This window comes from Varibaculum cambriense (assembly GCF_032557235.1).
GTDB classification, from domain to species: domain Bacteria; phylum Actinomycetota; class Actinomycetes; order Actinomycetales; family Actinomycetaceae; genus Varibaculum; species Varibaculum cambriense_C.
This window is the reverse complement of record NZ_JAWGMB010000005.1, coordinates 90,787-107,665: the sequence shown is the minus strand read 5'-3', so window position 1 is coordinate 107,665 and position 16,879 is coordinate 90,787. Positions and strand designations below refer to the sequence as shown.

General features: G+C 52.9%; 16 protein-coding genes and 1 riboswitch. Of the genes, 5 read left to right on the top strand and 11 right to left on the bottom strand.

Annotated elements, in window-relative coordinates:
• Nucleotides 1-2: 2 nt before the first annotated feature.
• Nucleotides 3-1,088, bottom strand: coding sequence for a phenylalanine--tRNA ligase subunit alpha (gene pheS, locus E6072_RS05555; protein ID WP_316694328.1), 1,086 nt, complete (start codon nt 1,086-1,088; stop codon nt 3-5).
• A gap of 195 nt (nt 1,089-1,283) precedes the next feature.
• Here pheS and E6072_RS05550 point away from each other — a divergent pair, with 195 nt between their 5' ends.
• The 3 genes from E6072_RS05550 to ppgK all read left to right on the top strand — a co-directional run bounded on the left by E6072_RS05550 (nt 1,284) and on the right by ppgK (nt 3,837).
• Nucleotides 1,284-2,108, top strand: coding sequence for a substrate-binding domain-containing protein (locus tag E6072_RS05550; protein ID WP_316694326.1), 825 nt, complete (start codon nt 1,284-1,286; stop codon nt 2,106-2,108).
• A 64-nt stretch (nt 2,109-2,172) separates the two neighbouring features.
• Entirely contained in the window at nt 2,173-3,084 is a 912-nt protein-coding gene (gene map, locus E6072_RS05545; protein WP_316694325.1) for a type I methionyl aminopeptidase, read from the top strand.
• A gap of 3 nt (nt 3,085-3,087) precedes the next feature.
• Entirely contained in the window at nt 3,088-3,837 is a 750-nt protein-coding gene (gene ppgK / locus E6072_RS05540; RefSeq protein WP_316694324.1) for a polyphosphate--glucose phosphotransferase, read from the top strand.
• A 78-nt stretch (nt 3,838-3,915) separates the two neighbouring features.
• Here the strand turns inward: ppgK and E6072_RS05535 are convergent, their stop codons facing one another.
• On the bottom strand, nt 3,916-4,791 hold the full coding sequence (locus E6072_RS05535) for a hypothetical protein (RefSeq protein WP_316694323.1): 876 nt from the start codon (nt 4,789-4,791) through the stop codon (nt 3,916-3,918).
• 173 nt (nt 4,792-4,964) lie between these two features.
• Here E6072_RS05535 and E6072_RS05530 point away from each other — a divergent pair, with 173 nt between their 5' ends.
• Entirely contained in the window at nt 4,965-6,365 is a 1,401-nt protein-coding gene (locus tag E6072_RS05530) for a class II fumarate hydratase (RefSeq protein ID WP_316694322.1), read from the top strand.
• Nucleotides 6,366-6,418: 53 nt separating this feature from the next.
• On the opposite strand, the gene E6072_RS05525 is transcribed toward E6072_RS05530, so the two are convergent.
• The 4 genes from E6072_RS05525 to glyA all read right to left on the bottom strand — a co-directional run bounded on the left by E6072_RS05525 (nt 6,419) and on the right by glyA (nt 10,683).
• Complete coding sequence (locus tag E6072_RS05525; RefSeq protein WP_316694321.1) at nt 6,419-7,264, bottom strand: exodeoxyribonuclease III; 846 nt, start codon at nt 7,262-7,264, stop codon at nt 6,419-6,421.
• Nucleotides 7,265-7,290: 26 nt separating this feature from the next.
• The gene (locus E6072_RS05520; RefSeq protein WP_316694320.1) at nt 7,291-8,400 is read right to left on the bottom strand and encodes a BMP family ABC transporter substrate-binding protein; all 1,110 of its coding nucleotides are present in this window, start codon (nt 8,398-8,400) and stop codon (nt 7,291-7,293) included.
• Nucleotides 8,401-8,414: 14 nt separating this feature from the next.
• A complete protein-coding gene (locus E6072_RS05515) occupies nt 8,415-9,317 on the bottom strand; it encodes a bifunctional methylenetetrahydrofolate dehydrogenase/methenyltetrahydrofolate cyclohydrolase (RefSeq protein ID WP_316694318.1) in 903 nt (300 codons plus the stop codon).
• Nucleotides 9,318-9,390: 73 nt separating this feature from the next.
• A complete protein-coding gene (gene glyA / locus E6072_RS05510) occupies nt 9,391-10,683 on the bottom strand; it encodes a serine hydroxymethyltransferase (protein WP_316694317.1) in 1,293 nt (430 codons plus the stop codon).
• A gap of 25 nt (nt 10,684-10,708) precedes the next feature.
• Nucleotides 10,709-10,782: riboswitch (ZMP/ZTP riboswitch) on the bottom strand.
• Nucleotides 10,783-10,944: 162 nt separating this feature from the next.
• Between glyA and E6072_RS05505 the strand changes: the two genes are divergently transcribed.
• The gene (locus E6072_RS05505) at nt 10,945-12,384 is read left to right on the top strand and encodes an amino acid permease (RefSeq protein ID WP_316694315.1); all 1,440 of its coding nucleotides are present in this window, start codon (nt 10,945-10,947) and stop codon (nt 12,382-12,384) included.
• A gap of 342 nt (nt 12,385-12,726) precedes the next feature.
• On the opposite strand, the gene E6072_RS05500 is transcribed toward E6072_RS05505, so the two are convergent.
• The 5 genes from E6072_RS05500 to E6072_RS05480 all read right to left on the bottom strand — a co-directional run bounded on the left by E6072_RS05500 (nt 12,727) and on the right by E6072_RS05480 (nt 16,755).
• Complete coding sequence (locus tag E6072_RS05500; protein WP_316694312.1) at nt 12,727-13,926, bottom strand: glutamate--cysteine ligase; 1,200 nt, start codon at nt 13,924-13,926, stop codon at nt 12,727-12,729.
• Nucleotides 13,927-13,936: 10 nt separating this feature from the next.
• Entirely contained in the window at nt 13,937-14,692 is a 756-nt protein-coding gene (locus E6072_RS05495) for a glutamine amidotransferase-related protein (RefSeq protein ID WP_316694310.1), read from the bottom strand.
• A 32-nt stretch (nt 14,693-14,724) separates the two neighbouring features.
• Nucleotides 14,725-15,060 carry a HepT-like ribonuclease domain-containing protein gene (locus E6072_RS05490; protein ID WP_316694309.1) on the bottom strand — a complete coding sequence of 112 codons (336 nt, stop codon included), beginning with the start codon at nt 15,058-15,060 and terminating at the stop codon, nt 14,725-14,727.
• Nucleotides 15,053-15,523: a nucleotidyltransferase domain-containing protein gene (locus E6072_RS05485; RefSeq protein WP_316694308.1), complete on the bottom strand. Its 471-nt coding sequence runs from the start codon at nt 15,521-15,523 to the stop codon at nt 15,053-15,055. Before E6072_RS05485 ends, E6072_RS05490 begins: the two co-directional genes overlap by 8 nt.
• Nucleotides 15,524-15,687: 164 nt before the next feature.
• Nucleotides 15,688-16,755, bottom strand: a complete 1,068-nt coding sequence (locus E6072_RS05480; RefSeq protein ID WP_316694306.1) for a pseudouridine synthase — start codon at nt 16,753-16,755, stop codon at nt 15,688-15,690.
• Between the last annotated feature and the right edge of the window lie 124 nt (nt 16,756-16,879).

Sequence of the window (16,879 nt, the reverse complement as noted above, 5' to 3'; positions counted from 1 at the left end):
TGCTAGTTTCCCCTCCCGGTAGTACCGAACTGTTTAGAAAATCGCACGTCGCCCTCGACAATATCGTGCATATCGGTGATTCTATGCCGCAGCATCAACGTGCGTTCAATGCCCATCCCAAAGGCAAACCCAGAATACACATCCGGGTCAATTCCGCAGGCTACCAGCACATTCGGGTTGACCATACCGCAGCCTCCCCATTCGATCCAGCCCGGGCCGCCTTTCTTTTGCGGGAACCACAGATCCATTTCTGCACTGGGTTCGGTGAAAGGGAAGAACGAGGGACGCAGCCGGGTTTTCGCTTCCATCCCGAACATAGATTGCGCGAAGTGATCCAAGGTACCCTTCAGATCCGCCATAGTCAGACCTTTATCCACCGCTAGTCCTTCTACCTGGTGAAATACCGGGGTGTGGGTGGCGTCTAGTTCATCGGCGCGGAATACTTTTCCCGGGCATGCAATATAAACTGGCACTCCTCGCGATAGCATCACTCGCGCTTGGACGGGTGAAGTGTGCGTGCGCAGCACCAGGTTACCTTCCCCTGAAGCCTCTCCTCCCAAAGAGCGACCATCTATGTAGAGGGTGTCCTGCTCTTGACGCGCCGGATGATCGGGATCAATGTTGAGAGAATCAAAGTTAAACCATTCGTGCTCGACTTCCGGACCTTCCGCGATTTCCCAACCCATAGACACAAAAAAGTCAGAAATATCTTCCATCAGGGTTTCGAGGGGATGGCGGGCTCCCTGCGGGTAGCGCCCGGCCACCTGGGTTACGTCCAGAGCTTCCGTCGCCAAGGTTTGGGCTTCTTTTTCCTTTTCGAGGGCGCAGCGGCGCTGATCATAAGCGGCGTGCAACTGTTTCTTGGCGCCGCCCAGATTCTTTCCCGCCTGGGCTTTGTCTTTCTTTTCGAGGTTGCGAATCTCCCGGTTCGCCAGGATGATCGGGGCGCTATCCCCCAGGTGCGCTCCCCGCGCCCTCTTTAATTCGTCTAGTGAGCCCGCCGCAGAAAAATCCGCTTTCGCGGCCTCAACTGCCCGAGCTATTCCCTCTTGATCTAACGGAGAAATAGGTGTGGTCGCCTCAGACACTGGTTCACCTTTCTTGAATAAGTCTTTCCCTTTTGTCTTCCACTCTAGTTGCCGAGCAAATTCCGGGGTAATTTGCGCTCGCTAAGCGAAACTCTTAGAGATTTCACGCCTTTTGGGGCATTAAAACCCGAAGATTATCGGTATGAACGGCATTAATATGTAGAATGGAATCACACTTGCAATTGAGGAGGCATTTTGGCGACCCTGGCTGGAAAAACGAAAGTTGATCTCGTTGTGCCCTGCGTTGATATCGGCGCCATTAACTCTGCTTTGCTGCGCGATATGACGGTGCTGCTAGCCCAGGCCGGGGTTAGCGTAGTTAGCACCGTTCACCTCGAAGATCATCCGGAAAATCTGATTTCAACGATTAAGGAAACCGACGCGGCAGTTTTACCGCTCCTGCCCTTAGATCAGACCACTATGGAACAGCTAGAACAGTGTGGAGCTACGGTTCTTGACTCCTTGACGCAGGGCAAGGATCGGCAAAATCCAACCAGTTTAATGACCTTCCAAATGGTGAAAATCCAGGTAGATGCCTTGGCATCACGTAATCGGCGCAACCTAGCTTTCGTGCATTGGCGCGGGAAATACCCGGAAGAGGCCGCCACCGTTTACTACTTCTTTGCCCAAATGGCTTGCCAGGCGGCGGGACTTTCTGCCCCCACCCAACTGGTACTCCCCCAAGACCCCGAGGTCATTCCTTCCTATCTTTTGGGGGCTTTGCAAAAGCATCCAGGCTTAGATGGGTTCTGCGCGATTGATGATATGGCCGCCATGGCGGTGGTTCATGGCCTACGCGAATGCGGCAAGATGGTTCCCCAGGACGCTTCGGTAGTTGGGGGCTTCGATTCGCCCTCGGGGCAGGTTTCCCGTCCGCCCCTATCGTCGGTGGTAGTAGATACCCCAGCTTTGGCCTATCAAGAGTTAACGCATATCGCGCAGCGCGAGGGCGGCGACCTAGATTTAGGCAAAGCCCCCAGCGGTCAGATTCTGCAATACGTTGCTCGCGAGTCTGTCTAGAGTCTTCTTCACTAAATGAGCTCGGCCGGTAAACAACCCGCCCCTGCCCGCGTAGGATAGAAGCATGAATGAATATCCAGGACTTAGCCTTAAAGAACTTGCGCAGCGCGCCCCATTAGGTAATCAGGAAGCTGGAAAAATCAGTCCCGAGCTTGACGTGCCTAAAAATATCGAACGCCCGGAGTACCTTTTCCATGACGGCCCTGAAAAGGTAACAGCTTCCGATATCAAATCCGCGGAAACGGTTGAAAAAATTCGCGCCGCCGGGAGAATCGCTGCCGATGCCCTCGCAGCGGTAGGTAAAGCGATTCGGCCCGGGATAACTACCGATGAACTCGACAGAATCGGTCACGAATATATTGTTTCTCAGGGAGCATACCCGTCTTGCCTGCAGTATATGGGTTTTCCAAAATCGCTGTGTACCTCGGTGAATGAAGTTATTTGTCATGGGATCCCGGACGATAAACCGTTGCAGGAAGGCGATATTGTCAACGTGGATATCACTGCCTATAAAAACGGAGTACACGGGGATACCTGCGCCATGTTTAGCGTGGGTCAGGTGGATAAAGAATCTGAGTTGTTGATGGAACGCACCTATAACGCGATGATGCGCGGGATCAAAGCCGTGAAGCCGGGGCGGGAAATAAACATTATTGGGCGGGTAATCAGCGCCTACGCGAAGCGATTCCGTTATGGAGTGGTACGTGATTTTACTGGTCACGGCGTGGGAGAGGCATTCCATTCCGGTCTGATTGTCCCTCACTATGATTGCGCACCCTCCTATAACACCGCAATGGAGCCGGGAATGGTGTTTACTATCGAACCGATGCTCACTTTAGGTACAATCGAGTGGGAACAGTGGGACAACGGCTGGACAGTAGTAACAAAGGATCGTTCCCGAACTGCCCAGTTTGAACACACCGTTGTGGTAACTGAATACGGCGCAGAAATACTGACTCTGCCTAGCAAGGAGTAACAAATGGCTATCGCATTTGGCATTGATATCGGCGGATCTGGAGTTAAAGGAGCTCCGGTCGATTTAGAAACTGGAGAGTTAACCCAGGAACGTTTCCGGATAGAAACCCCCTACCCGGCAACTCCGGAAGCGGTATCAAAAACTGCGGCGGATGTCCTAGCTCATTTTGACCTTCCCGAGGACGTGCCAGTGGGGGTTTGTTTCCCGGCTCCCCTTCCCGCAGGGATAGTTCCTTTCATCGCTAACCTGGGTCAAGAATGGGTAGGCTGTGACGCAGCGGAAGTGTTCTCTAAAGCGTTAGGGCGCAGGGTTGCGGTTCTAAACGATGCTGATTCTGCTGGAGTTGCGGAGCAAGCATATGGCGTTTTTAAAGATCAGCCCGGGGTCACTATTTTTACTACCTTAGGAACCGGGATTGGAACTGCCCTGTTTATTGATGGAGTGTTAGTTCCTAATACCGAACTCGGTCACCTAGAGATTAATGGTCATGACGCGGAAAGCCGGGCAGCTGCCTCGGTGCGTAAACGTGATGACTTGGGTTGGAAGAAATGGGCGAAACGCCTAACCCGTTACTATCAGGAACTAGAGAAGCTGTTTAGTCCGGATTTATTTGTAGTAGGCGGGGGTGTTTCTCGTAAACACGAGAAGTTCTTGCCACTATTGGATATTAAAACCCCGATTGTTCCGGCGGAACTGCGTAACACCGCCGGGATTGTAGGGGCAGCGGTTACGGCCAGTAAAACCGCTAAGTAAACCCTCCTAACCTTAGGGCGCGTCCACTCCTACCCTTCGTTGTGATCATTTGGGTAAGGTGGGCGCGTTCTCTCACTTTTATTGGGAGTTGCTCTCACTGGGGGTGGGCTGCTCGCTAGGCTGTTCGCTGGGCTGCTGACTTCCGGTGGGCGCTTCCTCTGATGGGGTTGGATTTTCAGCGGTAGGCCGGTTGCTGGCAGTAGTCTTCGTAGGCGTTGGCTCTCGGCTAGTAGTTTCAGTTTGCGAAGGCTCACTGGAAGTTGGCTCTTGTGTCTGGGGCTGACTGCGGGTAGTTTCCGGAGTTGAAGAACTGGTAGTAACCCTTTGAGAGGTAGTGTTTTCTTGCTCTGCCGGTGGCAAGACTTGTCGAGAGGAAATCATTAGCGCCACTACAACTACCGCTCCCGTCAGCAGCGCCACAATCGCAGTCACGATTCCCGCTACTTTCAACAGGCGGCGTTTATCGGCGCGCTCTTCCTCGTATTCTTGCTCTTCACGTAGTTTTTCCGCGTCGACTTTAGGATCGTAGGATACCGGAACCCCTTGCGGGAAAGAATCAACTTGCGGGGTGGCAGCGGCCGGATCAATTGGAGGCAGTTTGGTAGTTGCCGCTCCCGAATCTGGATAGGGCTGCGTGGAACCGCCAGGTGTCCGAGTACCCGCCGCATGGGAAGGCACATAACCGGTGCTATTTGCGGCGGGAGCGTTAGCCGCCGGGATTGCTTCCGTTTGGGCATTTGCGGACATAGCGACGGCATCCCCAACGGCCGAGGGGGCGCCTGCAGGCGGATTTGGTACCGAGATTTTTCTTTGCGCGGCACTGTCAACATCGGGCTGAGCTACCTGTCGGGTAATCCGTCGATTAGTTTGACGTCCGCGTGGAACATAGGCGTTTGCCATCGCTCCCCCCGGCAGATACTCGGTAGGTTGATCGTCTGAGGCTCTATTGCTCATGGTGCTCCTACTTTCTGTCGCTAGCTACAGTCTAAGCTGTTACCAGCCTTATAAAAGAAAATCCCATAGCTGGTAGTGATTTTACCCAGCTTTTGACAGGACTATTCCCACTAAACCCGGGTAGGCTAGAAACTAAGTAATCGTTTTTCACTATCGTCAAAGGAGAGCTACACGTGAGCGAAGAATATCGGATTGAACATGACACTATGGGAGAAGTTCGGGTTCCTAAGGATGCCCTCTATGCAGCCCAAACCCAAAGGGCGGTAGAAAATTTCCCAATCTCGGGTCGTACTCTTTCCAGCCACCATATTGCAGCCCTCGGTCAAATCAAACGAGCCGCGGCGATCGCTAACGCTGAACTGGAGGTAATCGATTCCGAAACCCGTGACGCGATCGTTAAAGGCGCCGAAGAGGTTATCGCTGGTAAACATGATGACCAGTTCCCGATTGATATTTTCCAAACCGGGTCTGGCACTTCCTCGAATATGAATACCAACGAGGTGGTCGCGACTTTAGCCACCGGTTTTAAAGGCAGCAAAGTTCACCCCAATGACCATGTGAATGCTTCCCAGTCCTCTAATGATGTGTTCCCCTCCTCGATTCATATCGCCGCTTATGAGGCCGTTGAGCACGCCCTACTGCCGAAACTAGATCAGCTGGCCACCAGCCTAGAAAAGAAAGCTGAAGAGTTCGCTAACATCGTCAAGGCTGGGCGCACTCACCTGATGGATGCCACCCCGATTATGCTGGGGCAGGAATTTTCCGGTTACGCCGCGCAGGTACGCAAAGGCATTGACCGGGTAAAGGACGCAGAAAAGAACCTGGCGGAGCTACCTTTAGGTGGCACGGCCGTCGGTACCGGGATTAACACTCCCGAAGGTTTCTCCGAGCGGGTAATTGCCCTGATCGCCGAAAATATGGATCTACCGTTCCGTCAGGCAGATAACCATTTCGAGGCGCAAGCTGCGCAAGATTCCCTGGTAGAAATGTCGGGGGCGCTGCGGGTGATAGCGGTTTCTTTCGTCAAGATTGCTAACGATTTGCGCTGGGCATCTTCTGGGCCGCGCTGCGGCCTCGGCGAAATCACTCTGCCAGATTTGCAGCCCGGTTCTTCGATTATGCCTGGCAAGATCAACCCGGTTTTGCCGGAGGCCACGGTACAGGTGGCTGCCCAGGTTATCGGTAACGATCAGACGATTGCTTTCGCGGGCGCGCAAGGCAACTTCGACCTCTTAGTAATGCTGCCGGTGATGGCAGTCGACCTGCTAGAGTCGATTAACTGTCTGGGAGCGGTTGCCGGTCTGCTAGCGGAGCGTTGCGTGGATGGCATCGTGGCTAACCCGGAGCGCTGCCTAGAATTGGCAGAATCTTCGGCTTCCATCGTTACCCCTCTGAACCGCTACATTGGCTATGAAAATGCCGCTAAAATCGCTAAGCACGCGGTGAAAGAGAAAATGACGGTCAAGGAATCGGCTCTGGATCTGGGTTTTGTTGAGCGTGGGGAAATCAGTGAGGAAGATTTAGATAAAGCCCTCAATGTTGCAGATATGACTCACCCGAAAGCCAGCAAGTAACTAACTACTAACTAGGTCGCGCTTGCCAGTTATTATCACTGGCAAGCGCGACTTTATATTTTGTAAGTAACTACCACCGGGGCATGGTCGGAAAACCGCTGGTCGTAGGCCGTGGCGCGATCCACTTGCTGACTGCTTGCCGCCGCCGCTAGTCGTGGGGTGGCCAGCTGATAGTCGATGCGCCACCCGGCATCGTTATCAAAGGCTTTACCCCGCCACGACCACCAGGAATACGGCCCTTGCACCTGACCGGCTAGGGCGCGTACCACGTCAACCCAACCCTGCTCGCGCCAGCGATCCAAGAAGGCGATTTCTTCATCCAAGACTCCGGCGCGTTTATTGTGGTTCGGTTTCCAGTTTTTTATATCGAGCTCGGTATGCACCACATTGAAATCCCCGGCTACCAGCACTAGGGGTTCGGTATTCTCCGAGGACGCGGCCGGGGAGATAAGCTGCTCCAGCCGGTGCCCGATTCGCTCTAGATGTGCCATTTTATGGTCTTGTTTTTCAGATCCGACTTCCCCGGAATGAAAATAAGCAGAGATTACCCGCAACCGCGCGTCCTCACCCCCCTCGATTTCATCCCTAGCTAAAACAGCTTCTAACCAGCGGCCGCCATCTTGAGGAACCGCGACCGGTACCGTATCGGCTTTGGAATCTTCTAGCTGCCAGGGCGAGGATTTACGCACCGCGACCGCTACTCCCGCCCGTCCTTTGAGCTGCGAGGCATTTACTGCCACCTGCCATTTATCCCCAAAAAGTTCCTGGGTGATTTCTTCGCTAGCGCGTACTTCTTGCGCCAACACTACATCGGGATTTGCTTGTTCCAGCCAGGTATCCATTCCTTTACGGAACGCTGCCCGAATCCCGTTGACATTAACTGTGGCTATCTTGAGCATATTTCCCCTTTACCTTGCGCCCGCTACTATTTTTGGTGAACTGCAAGTTTGGTTATATCAATTTTCTTGCTGTCGATTTGGCTGCGAATCCCTGCCAATTCGGCGGTGAGACTATCAGAAAACCTAGGAGCATATTCGCCCCAACCAGCGAGTTTAACTCCGGAGTTCTTTAGAGTTCCCCGGTAATCGTTCCCGCCAATCGAACCGGTTTGCAATTGCTTGAGCAACTTTTTTACACACCCGGAAGGATCAACCACTGTCGAAGTGAGCACGTTGCTCTTTAGCTTTGGGGAGGCGGCGGCTAAATCTTGCCCGTTCCAGATAGCGGTGGCTTCTTTTGCCGCGAGTCCCTCTACCACGCCGGATTCACCCGGAGGTGCCATTACGAAAACAATGTCCACCTTGTTATCCGCTAATTTGAGTAGCTGGTCGCGCAGCTGCACACTTGTCACCTGAACTGGCTGTCCAGAGCTTTGATCCCAAGCGGCAAGTCTAACTCCCGAACCTTTAAACTGGTTATAGTACTCGACCCCGAGACGAAAGCTATTTGCCCAGGAAGATGGAGTATAGATACCGGGACGATCGCCCGCTTCCTTAGCGGTTTTATCTGTCTCAAGGTCACTTACGGCTCCTACTAAACCACTTTTCGTGACGCCGGCCGCGGCGTATCCGGCGAGGAAAGCTGGTTCACGCAAATCAAAATCTATGCCACTGGCATTAGTTAACGCATCCGTTTTCCCGACCGCTCCCATGACTGCAAAATTCATGTCTGCGTGATCTCTAGCAATCTGTAACAGAGCCCACGCAAATCCCGGTTCTAAAGAAAGCACATTTTTGCATTTCTTTTCCTGGAGTTTTCCCGCGATTTCTTCCGCGGTTTTCACGCTGAGATTAACGGCTTTAGCTACTTGTTTGTTATCGGGATTAGCTAACTCCTCCCCCATAGCTTTCCCTAACGCCACGGCTCTTATATCTTGCGAATTCTGTTTTTCCACCACACAAAACGCTTTATTTACCTGAGTGTTTACCGGCGTCGAGGTGCTAGGGGTGGCCTGAGGCGTGGAAGTACAAGCCCCCAGCGTAAGCACCAAAGTTGCCGCCCAGGTTAAAGCAGTCGAAACTTTCCAGATCCGCATAGAGAACTCTCCATCTAGTTGGCGTGTCGCATCGCGGTTTCCACCACGTTGAGCAGCAGATTAGCCCGGGTCATGGGACCGATTCCCCCCGGGTTTGGCGAGAGCCAGCCCGCTACCTTGTCAACGCCCTCTGCCACGTCACCCTCTAGGCGAGCCTTCCCGGTTTCTGGATTAACTGCACCACGGGAAACCCCCACATCCAGGACTGCTGCGCCCAGTTTAACCATCTCGGGTTTAATAATTCCCGCCGATCCCGCGCAGGCAACAATCACATCCGCTGCGCGCGTATGGACAGCTAAATCCCGGGTTCCGGTATGGCAACAGGTGACGGTGGCATTAATATTTTTGCGGGTCAGCATTAACGGCAGGGAACGTCCCACCGTGGTTCCCCGTCCCACTACGCACACTTGCGCGCCCTCTAACGGCACCTGGTAGTGCTGCAGCAGATCGATACAGGCTCTGGGGGTACAAGGCAGCGGGGAGGTTACCGGTTCTTTAACCCGCAGCACCAGCCTTCCTAAGTTCATGGGGTGTAGTCCGTCAGCATCTTTATCGGGATCGATCGCCTCCAACACCTGGTTAACGTCGACTTGGCGAGGCAGCGGCAGCTGCACAATATAGCCGGTACAAGCTGGATTTTCGTTGAGTTTTTCAATCTCGGCTAATACCTGGGCAGTCGAAACGGTATCTGGAAGTTCTACCCGAATCGACTCGATTCCTACCTCGGCACAGTCACGATGTTTACCGGCCACATAGGAGACCGAACCCGGGTCGCTTCCCACCAAAATAGTGCCGAGTCCCGGTTTAATCCCCTGTTTATGCAGGCTTTCAACTTGCTGACGCATTTCTTCTTTCAATTGCCGAGCCCGCGCCGCCCCATCCAGCAGCACCGCGTCCCCGCTCCAACCTTTACGCATTTCTTCTCCTTAGTTTGCGGAGCGGGCAGACCCTACCAGTCTGCCCGCTCCCCCATCGACTATTGATTGCGCTTTACGCTACCTGATTGAGCCCCACATACAACGGGAAACGTTTAATCAAAGCATTTACGCGCTCGCGATAACTGGACTTATCGACTTGCCCCTGGCAAGCATCTACCAGCACTCCGGCGATAATCTCCGCTACCTCGGTGAACTCTTTCTTCCCGAAACCGCGAGTAGCAAGCGCCGGGGTACCAATCCGCAGCCCGGATCCTACCCGCGGAGGACGCGGATCGAAAGGCACCGTATTGCGGTTAATGGTAATTCCGGCTTCATGCAGCAAATCTTCGCCCTGTTGCCCATCTAGCTGGGAGTTACGCAGATCCACCATCACCAGGTGCACATCGGTTCCTCCAGTCAGTAAGGAGATCCCGCATTCGGCCACATCTGGTTGAGTTAACCGCTTGGCCAGGATTTTAGCTCCCTCTAAAGTGCGTTTTTGCCGGTCTTTGAAATCGTCACTGCCAGCAATCTTCATGGCGACTGCTTTCGCCGCAACTACATGCATCAACGGACCTCCCTGCTGACCGGGGAAAACCGCGGAATTAATTTTCTTTCCGAGTTCCTTATCGCGCGACAAAATCATCCCGGAACGCGGCCCGCCCAAAGTCTTATGGACGGTCGTAGAAACCACATCGGAATACGGCACCGGGTTCGGGTGTAATCCCGCGGCTACCAGCCCCGCAAAGTGCGCCATATCTGTCCAGAGGTAGGCTCCAACCTCATCCGCGATTTCTCGGAAAGCTTTGAAGTCTTCCTGGCGAGGATACGCCGACCAGCCCGCGATAATAACTTTGGGACGATATTTCAAGGCCGCATCGCGCACCTGATCCATATCCACCCAGCTACTCTCTTTATCTACCTGGTAGGCGGTGGCGTTATAGAGCTGACCGGAGAAATTGATTTTCATACCGTGGGTAAGATGCCCGCCGTGATCTAACGCCAGCCCCATAATGGTGTCCCCCGGCTTAGCCAGTGCCGATAGCACTGCTGCGTTGGCTTGCGCACCCGAATGGGGCTGCACATTAGCGAACTCGGCGGAAAATACTTCCTTAGCGCGATCCCGTGCTAAGTTTTCGGCCACATCTACCGCCTCGCAGCCACCATAGTAACGCCGGCTCGGGTAGCCTTCCGCATATTTATTGGTGAGGACGGATCCTTGCGCCTGTAACACGGCGCGCGGCACAAAGTTTTCGGAAGCGATCATTTCCAAAGTGCCACGTTGCCGCTCTAGCTCTTGGTTTAGCACCGCTGCAATCTCGGGATCTACTTGCGATATGGATTGAATAAGAAGCTTGTCTCCCATTGAGTTTTCCTTATTTTCGTAGCGCCAAATCAGCCCAGGCGAGCGACTGATTGACCACTTGTTCCCCGGTGGTATCCCACCTACGCCAGTCACGGTTACGCCCTAAGTCTACCGTGACCGGGGGCGCTTTTACCTAAATATTTCCTGATATAAATGTCTGATTCCACATGCTGACTACCTAAAATGTCTGTCACTGCCCTAACTTATACTCCCTATGTGCTCTGATATCGAGCATAAAAGGTAAAACTTAGGAGAAATCTAATGAGCGAAACTCAAAAACCGATTAGCGGCACCCCGCATCGTGATAAATCCGATGAGGGCTACCGCAAAGGGTTAAAGTCTCGCCACATGCGCATGATTGCGCTGGGCGGGGCCATCGGGTCCGGCCTGTTTTATGGCGCATCTGGACGTATCGTTGACGGGGGACCGTCAGTTGCTATTGTTTACGCAATTTGCGGTGGGATTGCTTATTTAATGCTTCGCGCCCTCGGAGAACTTAGCCTTTACCGTCCCTCTTCCGGGGGATTTATTTCTCACGCTCGCGAGTTTATGGGCGAGCGTGGCGCCTATTTCACCGGATGGTTTGCCTTTATTACTTATTCTTCTGCTTTAATGGCGGATATCACTGCAATCGCTAACTATATGCATTATTGGAAGCCCTTCCAGATTGTCCCCTTGTGGGCGTGGGCTTTTATCGCCCTGGCATTAATGGTGATTGTCAATCTGGCCAGCGTAAAGTTTTTCGGAGAATTCGAGTTTTGGTTCGCGATGATTAAAGTCGTGGCGATTGTGGTCTTTATGATTTTGGCTGTAGTGGCGATTGTTTTCGGGATTTCCTTAACGGTGAATGGAAACAGCTACACTCCCGGCGTGCACGCGATCACCGAGCATGGAGGACTATTCCCCAAGGGCGCATTCACTATGGTGACCCTATCTTTAGGGATTTTGTTCGCCTATGGTGGCTCTGAATATTTGGGGGCTGCCGCCGGTGAGGCCGAGGATCCCCAAAAGGAAATGCCGCGGGCAGTCAACTCTATGATGTGGCGGATTCTGTTGTTCTACGTAGGGTGTATCGTGCTGTTTACTTTGCTGTTGCCTTATAACGTATATAACCGTAACGAGTCACCGTTTGTGACTTTCTTTAGTGGCATAGGTATTCCCGCTGCTGGTCACATCATGAATCTGGTGGTACTGCTGGCTGCTGCTAGCGCTATTAACGCGGAACTTTACACTTGTGGTCGAGGTCTGCGTTCTCTGGCTGTATCCGGGTCTGCCCCTCGTTTCTTGTCCGGTATGAACCGGAACGCGGTTCCCTATGCGGCTATTATCGCTGCTGGCACTATCGGTTTAGTGGGGGTTATGGTGAATTTGTTCTACCCCAATGAAGCCTTTGATGTGATTGCCAATATGGCGGGGATTGGGATCTGTGCCATGTGGGGATCAATCATGATTTCAAACATTTTGTTTGTGCGTCACTGTCGAAAGAATGGTCTGGAACGCCCCAAGTTCCATGTTCCTCTCGCGCCCTACTCTAACTACCTGGTATTAGCAGTTTTGGGGGCAATGATTGTGCTTATGTGGTTCGAGGGAGGACTGGGGCCAACCGCTATTATCGCTTTCGCGTGCGTAACCCTAGCCTTGGCTCTCGCCTGGCTAATAGTGCGTAAGCACGTTGATCATGACATGTTTACAGCTAGTTAAGCAGTAGCGCTTACGCGTTAATAGCTCAGAGAGATTTCAGAACCGGGCGTGGGGGAAAGTTTTATCCGAGCAGGCGCGGTGGGCATAAGAAATCGGGGAGAGACCTATTCTCTCCCCGATTTCTTGGGCGGGAGGAAAAACTTTCCCCCGCGCTCACAGATGCCAAACAGCTATAATCCTTCCCCGTGTTAATAACGTGTTAGCAGCGCAAGACACCGCTGGCAACGGGCGTGGGAAAAACACTCCGGGGACCCCGTGAGCCTCAACAAGTTCGGCTCAAGCCCCCTGTCGTATCTTTTCCCGCGCCCTCCTTAAGTGTTACGCTAGGAGAACTTGGCATTCTTAACGGACACGGACTTTCCATCCTTTGACCCCGCTCTTATGCAGGGATTTGTCTACGAAACATTCCGGATTTAAGGGCTCGCCGGCCTCCATTTCGGCTATTAGGAAAGCTACTACCGTCTCATAAGAGTTGGTACGTTCAAAAATAGCGCGTTGCCGCTGATAGCCGACACCTAGTTTCACCATCTCTAGGATTGACCAGAGTTCTTCCGCACATCCTAGGTCTTCGGCGGCGGGAGTCAGATTCTCGAGGCAAGTCGGCAAAGATTCGCTGAGTGGGGCTTCTTCCCCGTGTGCGTCCTCGATCAAGATGGCATCCATCCCGTAGCGGGCCGCCCGCCAGCGGTTCTCCCGCACGAACCAGTCGGGCAGTACCGGCAGTTCTTTACCGGAGTCTAGGTGCCGTGAAGCAGTCTCTACCAAGGATTGCGTAAGTGCCGCGCAGGCGGCGACCTCTTTAATAGTGGAAGAGGCGTCTGCTACTCGCGCTTCGATGGTGCCAAACTTAGGCGAGGGGCGGATATCCCAACGCACCTCGTCGAAGGAATCAATCACCCCGGTTTTTAACATCCCCGCGGTGAACTCTTCCAGTTGCTCCCAGGTTTCAAATTGATAAGGCTTGCCGGCGGTGGGTAACTGTTGGAATACCATTGCCCGATTGTCACAGTAGCCAGTGTCGACTCCCGCCCAATAGGGCGAAGAAGCGAATAACGCCTGCATATGACCAAGTTTGCTGGTTAAATAGTTTTGGATCGGCAAGACTTTGTCGCGGTCTTCTACCCCCACATGCACGTGGGTACCAAAAAGCAGCATCTGGCGTCCCCAATATTGAGTGCGATTAACCAGTTCTTCATAGCGTTTACTATCGGTAACCTGCTGATAGCTGGGGTTAGCGAAGGGGTGGGAACCGGCAGCTGCCAGCTCCACTCGCAGCGCGGAAGTAACCGGGCGTACCAGATTAATCCCCTCTTTCAGATCCATGATGCAATCACGAACCCTGTGGCGAGGACGGGATATTACTTCTACGGTATTAAGTAGCATCTCCCTATGCACCAGGGTGTCTTGGGGGTGCAGCCGCTCCACTTCCTCCATCACCGCGCTCGCGCATTGCCGCAGGTCAAAGGAGTCTTTATCAATTAGCTGTAGTTCCCATTCGATCCCAATGGTCGAACGCTCAGATTTTGAAAATTTGATACCCATCTGGTGTCTCCTAACGGCGGTAATGCTCAGTAAATGCGGATAACAACCGGTGCGAGCTGGTCACATCTTGACTCATGCAGCGGGCAATGACTGCTTCGCGTTCGGCGGCCGCATAGTAGGCGTCCCCATATTGGTCGATGCGGATCTGCATTCCCGCAGTAGTGATTTCCGGATGAAACTGGGTGCCATACAGATTATTTTGTAATCGAAGTAGCTGGTAACGACAGTGTTTCCCGCTGCCCAGCAAAGTTGCTCCCTCTGGTAGTTCCGCCAGGGAATCCCCGTGCCCAGTAAAACCGCGGATTACCGGATCTAGCTGCCCGGTTACCGGGTCTTGCTGCCCCTCCGCGGTTAAAGTGACTTCCACCGCCTGCAGGTCTTCCCCAGTGCGGTCAGTTAAAGTGGCACCAGCCGCCTGCCCCAACATTTGCAGTCCGTAGCACAGTCCCAGAGTGGGAAAGTCCTGGTCTAGCAGGTAATGCATGAATGGCATTAGCTGGGTATATAGCTGCCTTTGTGCGGGATCTTCGGTGCCAGTTGGCGGCTGCGCCCGAAAGGGAGATCCCGAAATAATGACTGCACTATACCCGCCCGCAATATTTAGGTCGTGCACCAGGTCAAGGTCAGTTTCTTCTGGCAGCAGGTAAGAATGTAGTTCCTGGCCAATCTTTAGTCCGGTGACCTCGGCAATGGTTTGCAGCTCGTCACGCGCTATTTTTCCGGCGGGACGGCATTGGATAAATAAAAACGGCAGCCTTTCTCGCATGGGTTATAGCTTACGGGTTAGCGCGCCATCCGTCACTCCAACCCCTTCAGGTTGCGAAGCAGTTCCGGAATATCATCCCGCACAGTTTCATAGACAACCGAAAGGTCAACATTGCCGTATTCGTGCACGATTCGGTTGCGAAGACCTTTCATAGCGCGCCAAGGGATAGATCGATGCTGCTGCTTAAAACTTTCCGTCAGTTTATTCGAATTTTCCGAAACTTGAATTAGGCGAAATAAGGTAGAGTCCACCAGAACCGCATTGTCTTCAAACTCTGCTTGCGAATAACCTTCCGTGTGCGCGATGACGAACTCTAGGTCGAGAATAATCTTGTTTAGGTAGTACTCATTTGTTTTGGGATTATCCATAGATTTTAATTCCGTCCCTCAGTATTTCGTTCACCAACTCGGGATTATCTTTAAGCTGCTCAAGTTTCAAAAGATCCACTTTCTTATTGAGCGCTTCCCGCAAGGATTCTGCCAAATCATAAAACTTAATGCCGGAAATATCTGTGGATATCAACAAATCCACATCACTTTGCGGTTTAGCTTTCCGCTTGGCATAGGATCCAAAGAGATAGCAGTACTCCACATCATAGGAGGCGAATACTTTTCGACAGATCTCCTCGATTTTTGCGATGGTGAGAATCCCATGTCCTTCATCGATGTATCCGTATCGCTCCAGTTTTTCCATCATGTACTGGTACTTTAAAGATTTTCTTTTCTTTTCTTCGTTCTCGTAATTTTGGTAGGTGCGAATCGGAATATCCAAGTAGGAGGCACATTCGACCTGAGTTAGTTTCTTCTGCCTACGGAGTTCCTTCAGGGTCACCCTCATCACCTCTCTTGGCCTATCTCACCAAAATCAAAAACACGCAACTATTTTACGCAATTCTTGCGTGTTTTTTCAATAGGAAATACGCAATTCTTGCGCGTTTTTCTTGCGTGTTTACCGTGGAGCTCCGTGTATACCTGCCAATCTAAGCAATTCGGAAGTCAGTTTAAGGCGCCTTTTGCCCAGGTGGGGGCGGGGGCAGTGACGGTTACGGTGGTACCGGGATTTCCTGGGTCGGGAAACTGCAGCTCTTGGGCGTGCAGGCACAGCTGGGGCTCAACATTTTCTGGGGCATCTGCAGGCAGGACTATCGGATAGAGGGGATCACCTACGAGGGGATACCCGAAATGCGCCAAGGTGGCGCGCAGCTGATGAGTAAAGCCGCTTTCTGGCTCTAACTGCCACAACAGTTCTTCTTCTGGCGCGTATCCCGGGTTGCCTGGGTTTGTGTTTCCCTCTCCCTCTGCCTTTTCTGTCTTTTCGGGGAGGGGGAATTTTCCGAGGACGAGGCCGCGGGTTCGGCTTTCACAACTCGCTACTTTTGAACCTATCGGGGGAGCTCCTATCGACACCGCCAGCGAGCCAGTTTCTTTAAACATAGGGAGCTGGAAATCAAAACTCTCCCCCACTTGGGGAGCCTCCCTTTCTTCCCCGCCGTCACCGCCACGGCTGCGCGCCAGGTAGGTTTTCTTTACCTGCCGGCGGTCAAATAGCTGTTGGTAACGCGCCCGATATTTCGGATCTAGGGTCAGTAACAAACATCCGGTAGTGAGGCGATCTAGGCGGTGCGCGGCGGTTATTTCATCGTTTCCGAATTGGCGGCGAGCGGCCACCACCACTGACCGGGTAACCCAAGAGCCGCGAGGAATAGTTGCGAGGCTAGCGGGTTTATTTACTACAATTGCCCCCTCACCCTCCCAAAGCACCTGCAACTTCGGTAAGGCAGCGCCCTCATCGGGAGCCGCTCGATGCAAATAGTAGCGCTGCCCCTCCAATAGCTTACTGTCTGGGGACAGGGCAATCCCCAATGGGGAAACCACATCCCCCGCCGCGAACGCTTTCGCCACAAAATCCGCAATCTCGGCGGTAGACAGCGATAGTTTGCGTTCCAGCTGAGCTTGCAACTGTCGCTCTAACGTTTCCTGACCGGGAGAAACGAACCCCACCGGATCGATTCCGCCCCGCGCCGGCGGACGCGTCCCCGCCCTTCGCTTGCTACGTCTTCCCACCGTTCCTCCACCTATTTACTATTTCCTGGCACCCTGATTTATTACTTTCTATCTGAGCTTCGAAAATGAAAATAGCAGAATATTTAATCCAATACCCCAAAAATCTAAACCACTAGTTACCATG

Bases quoted from the DNA above. Each gene is read 5' to 3' on its own strand.
- map (WP_316694325.1), top strand. From the start codon at position 2,173: ATGAATGAATATCCAGGACTTAGCCTTAAAGAACTTGCGCAGCGCGCC.
- ppgK (WP_316694324.1), top strand. From the start codon at position 3,088: ATGGCTATCGCATTTGGCATTGATATCGGCGGATCTGGAGTTAAAGGA.
- E6072_RS05535 (WP_316694323.1), bottom strand. From the start codon at position 4,791: ATGAGCAATAGAGCCTCAGACGATCAACCTACCGAGTATCTGCCGGGG.
- E6072_RS05525 (WP_316694321.1), bottom strand. From the start codon at position 7,264: ATGCTCAAGATAGCCACAGTTAATGTCAACGGGATTCGGGCAGCGTTC.
- E6072_RS05520 (WP_316694320.1), bottom strand. From the start codon at position 8,400: ATGCGGATCTGGAAAGTTTCGACTGCTTTAACCTGGGCGGCAACTTTG.
- E6072_RS05515 (WP_316694318.1), bottom strand. From the start codon at position 9,317: ATGCGTAAAGGTTGGAGCGGGGACGCGGTGCTGCTGGATGGGGCGGCG.
- glyA (WP_316694317.1), bottom strand. From the start codon at position 10,683: ATGGGAGACAAGCTTCTTATTCAATCCATATCGCAAGTAGATCCCGAG.
- E6072_RS05505 (WP_316694315.1), top strand. From the start codon at position 10,945: ATGAGCGAAACTCAAAAACCGATTAGCGGCACCCCGCATCGTGATAAA.
- E6072_RS05500 (WP_316694312.1), bottom strand. From the start codon at position 13,926: ATGGGTATCAAATTTTCAAAATCTGAGCGTTCGACCATTGGGATCGAA.
- E6072_RS05495 (WP_316694310.1), bottom strand. From the start codon at position 14,692: ATGCGAGAAAGGCTGCCGTTTTTATTTATCCAATGCCGTCCCGCCGGA.
- E6072_RS05490 (WP_316694309.1), bottom strand. From the start codon at position 15,060: ATGGATAATCCCAAAACAAATGAGTACTACCTAAACAAGATTATTCTC.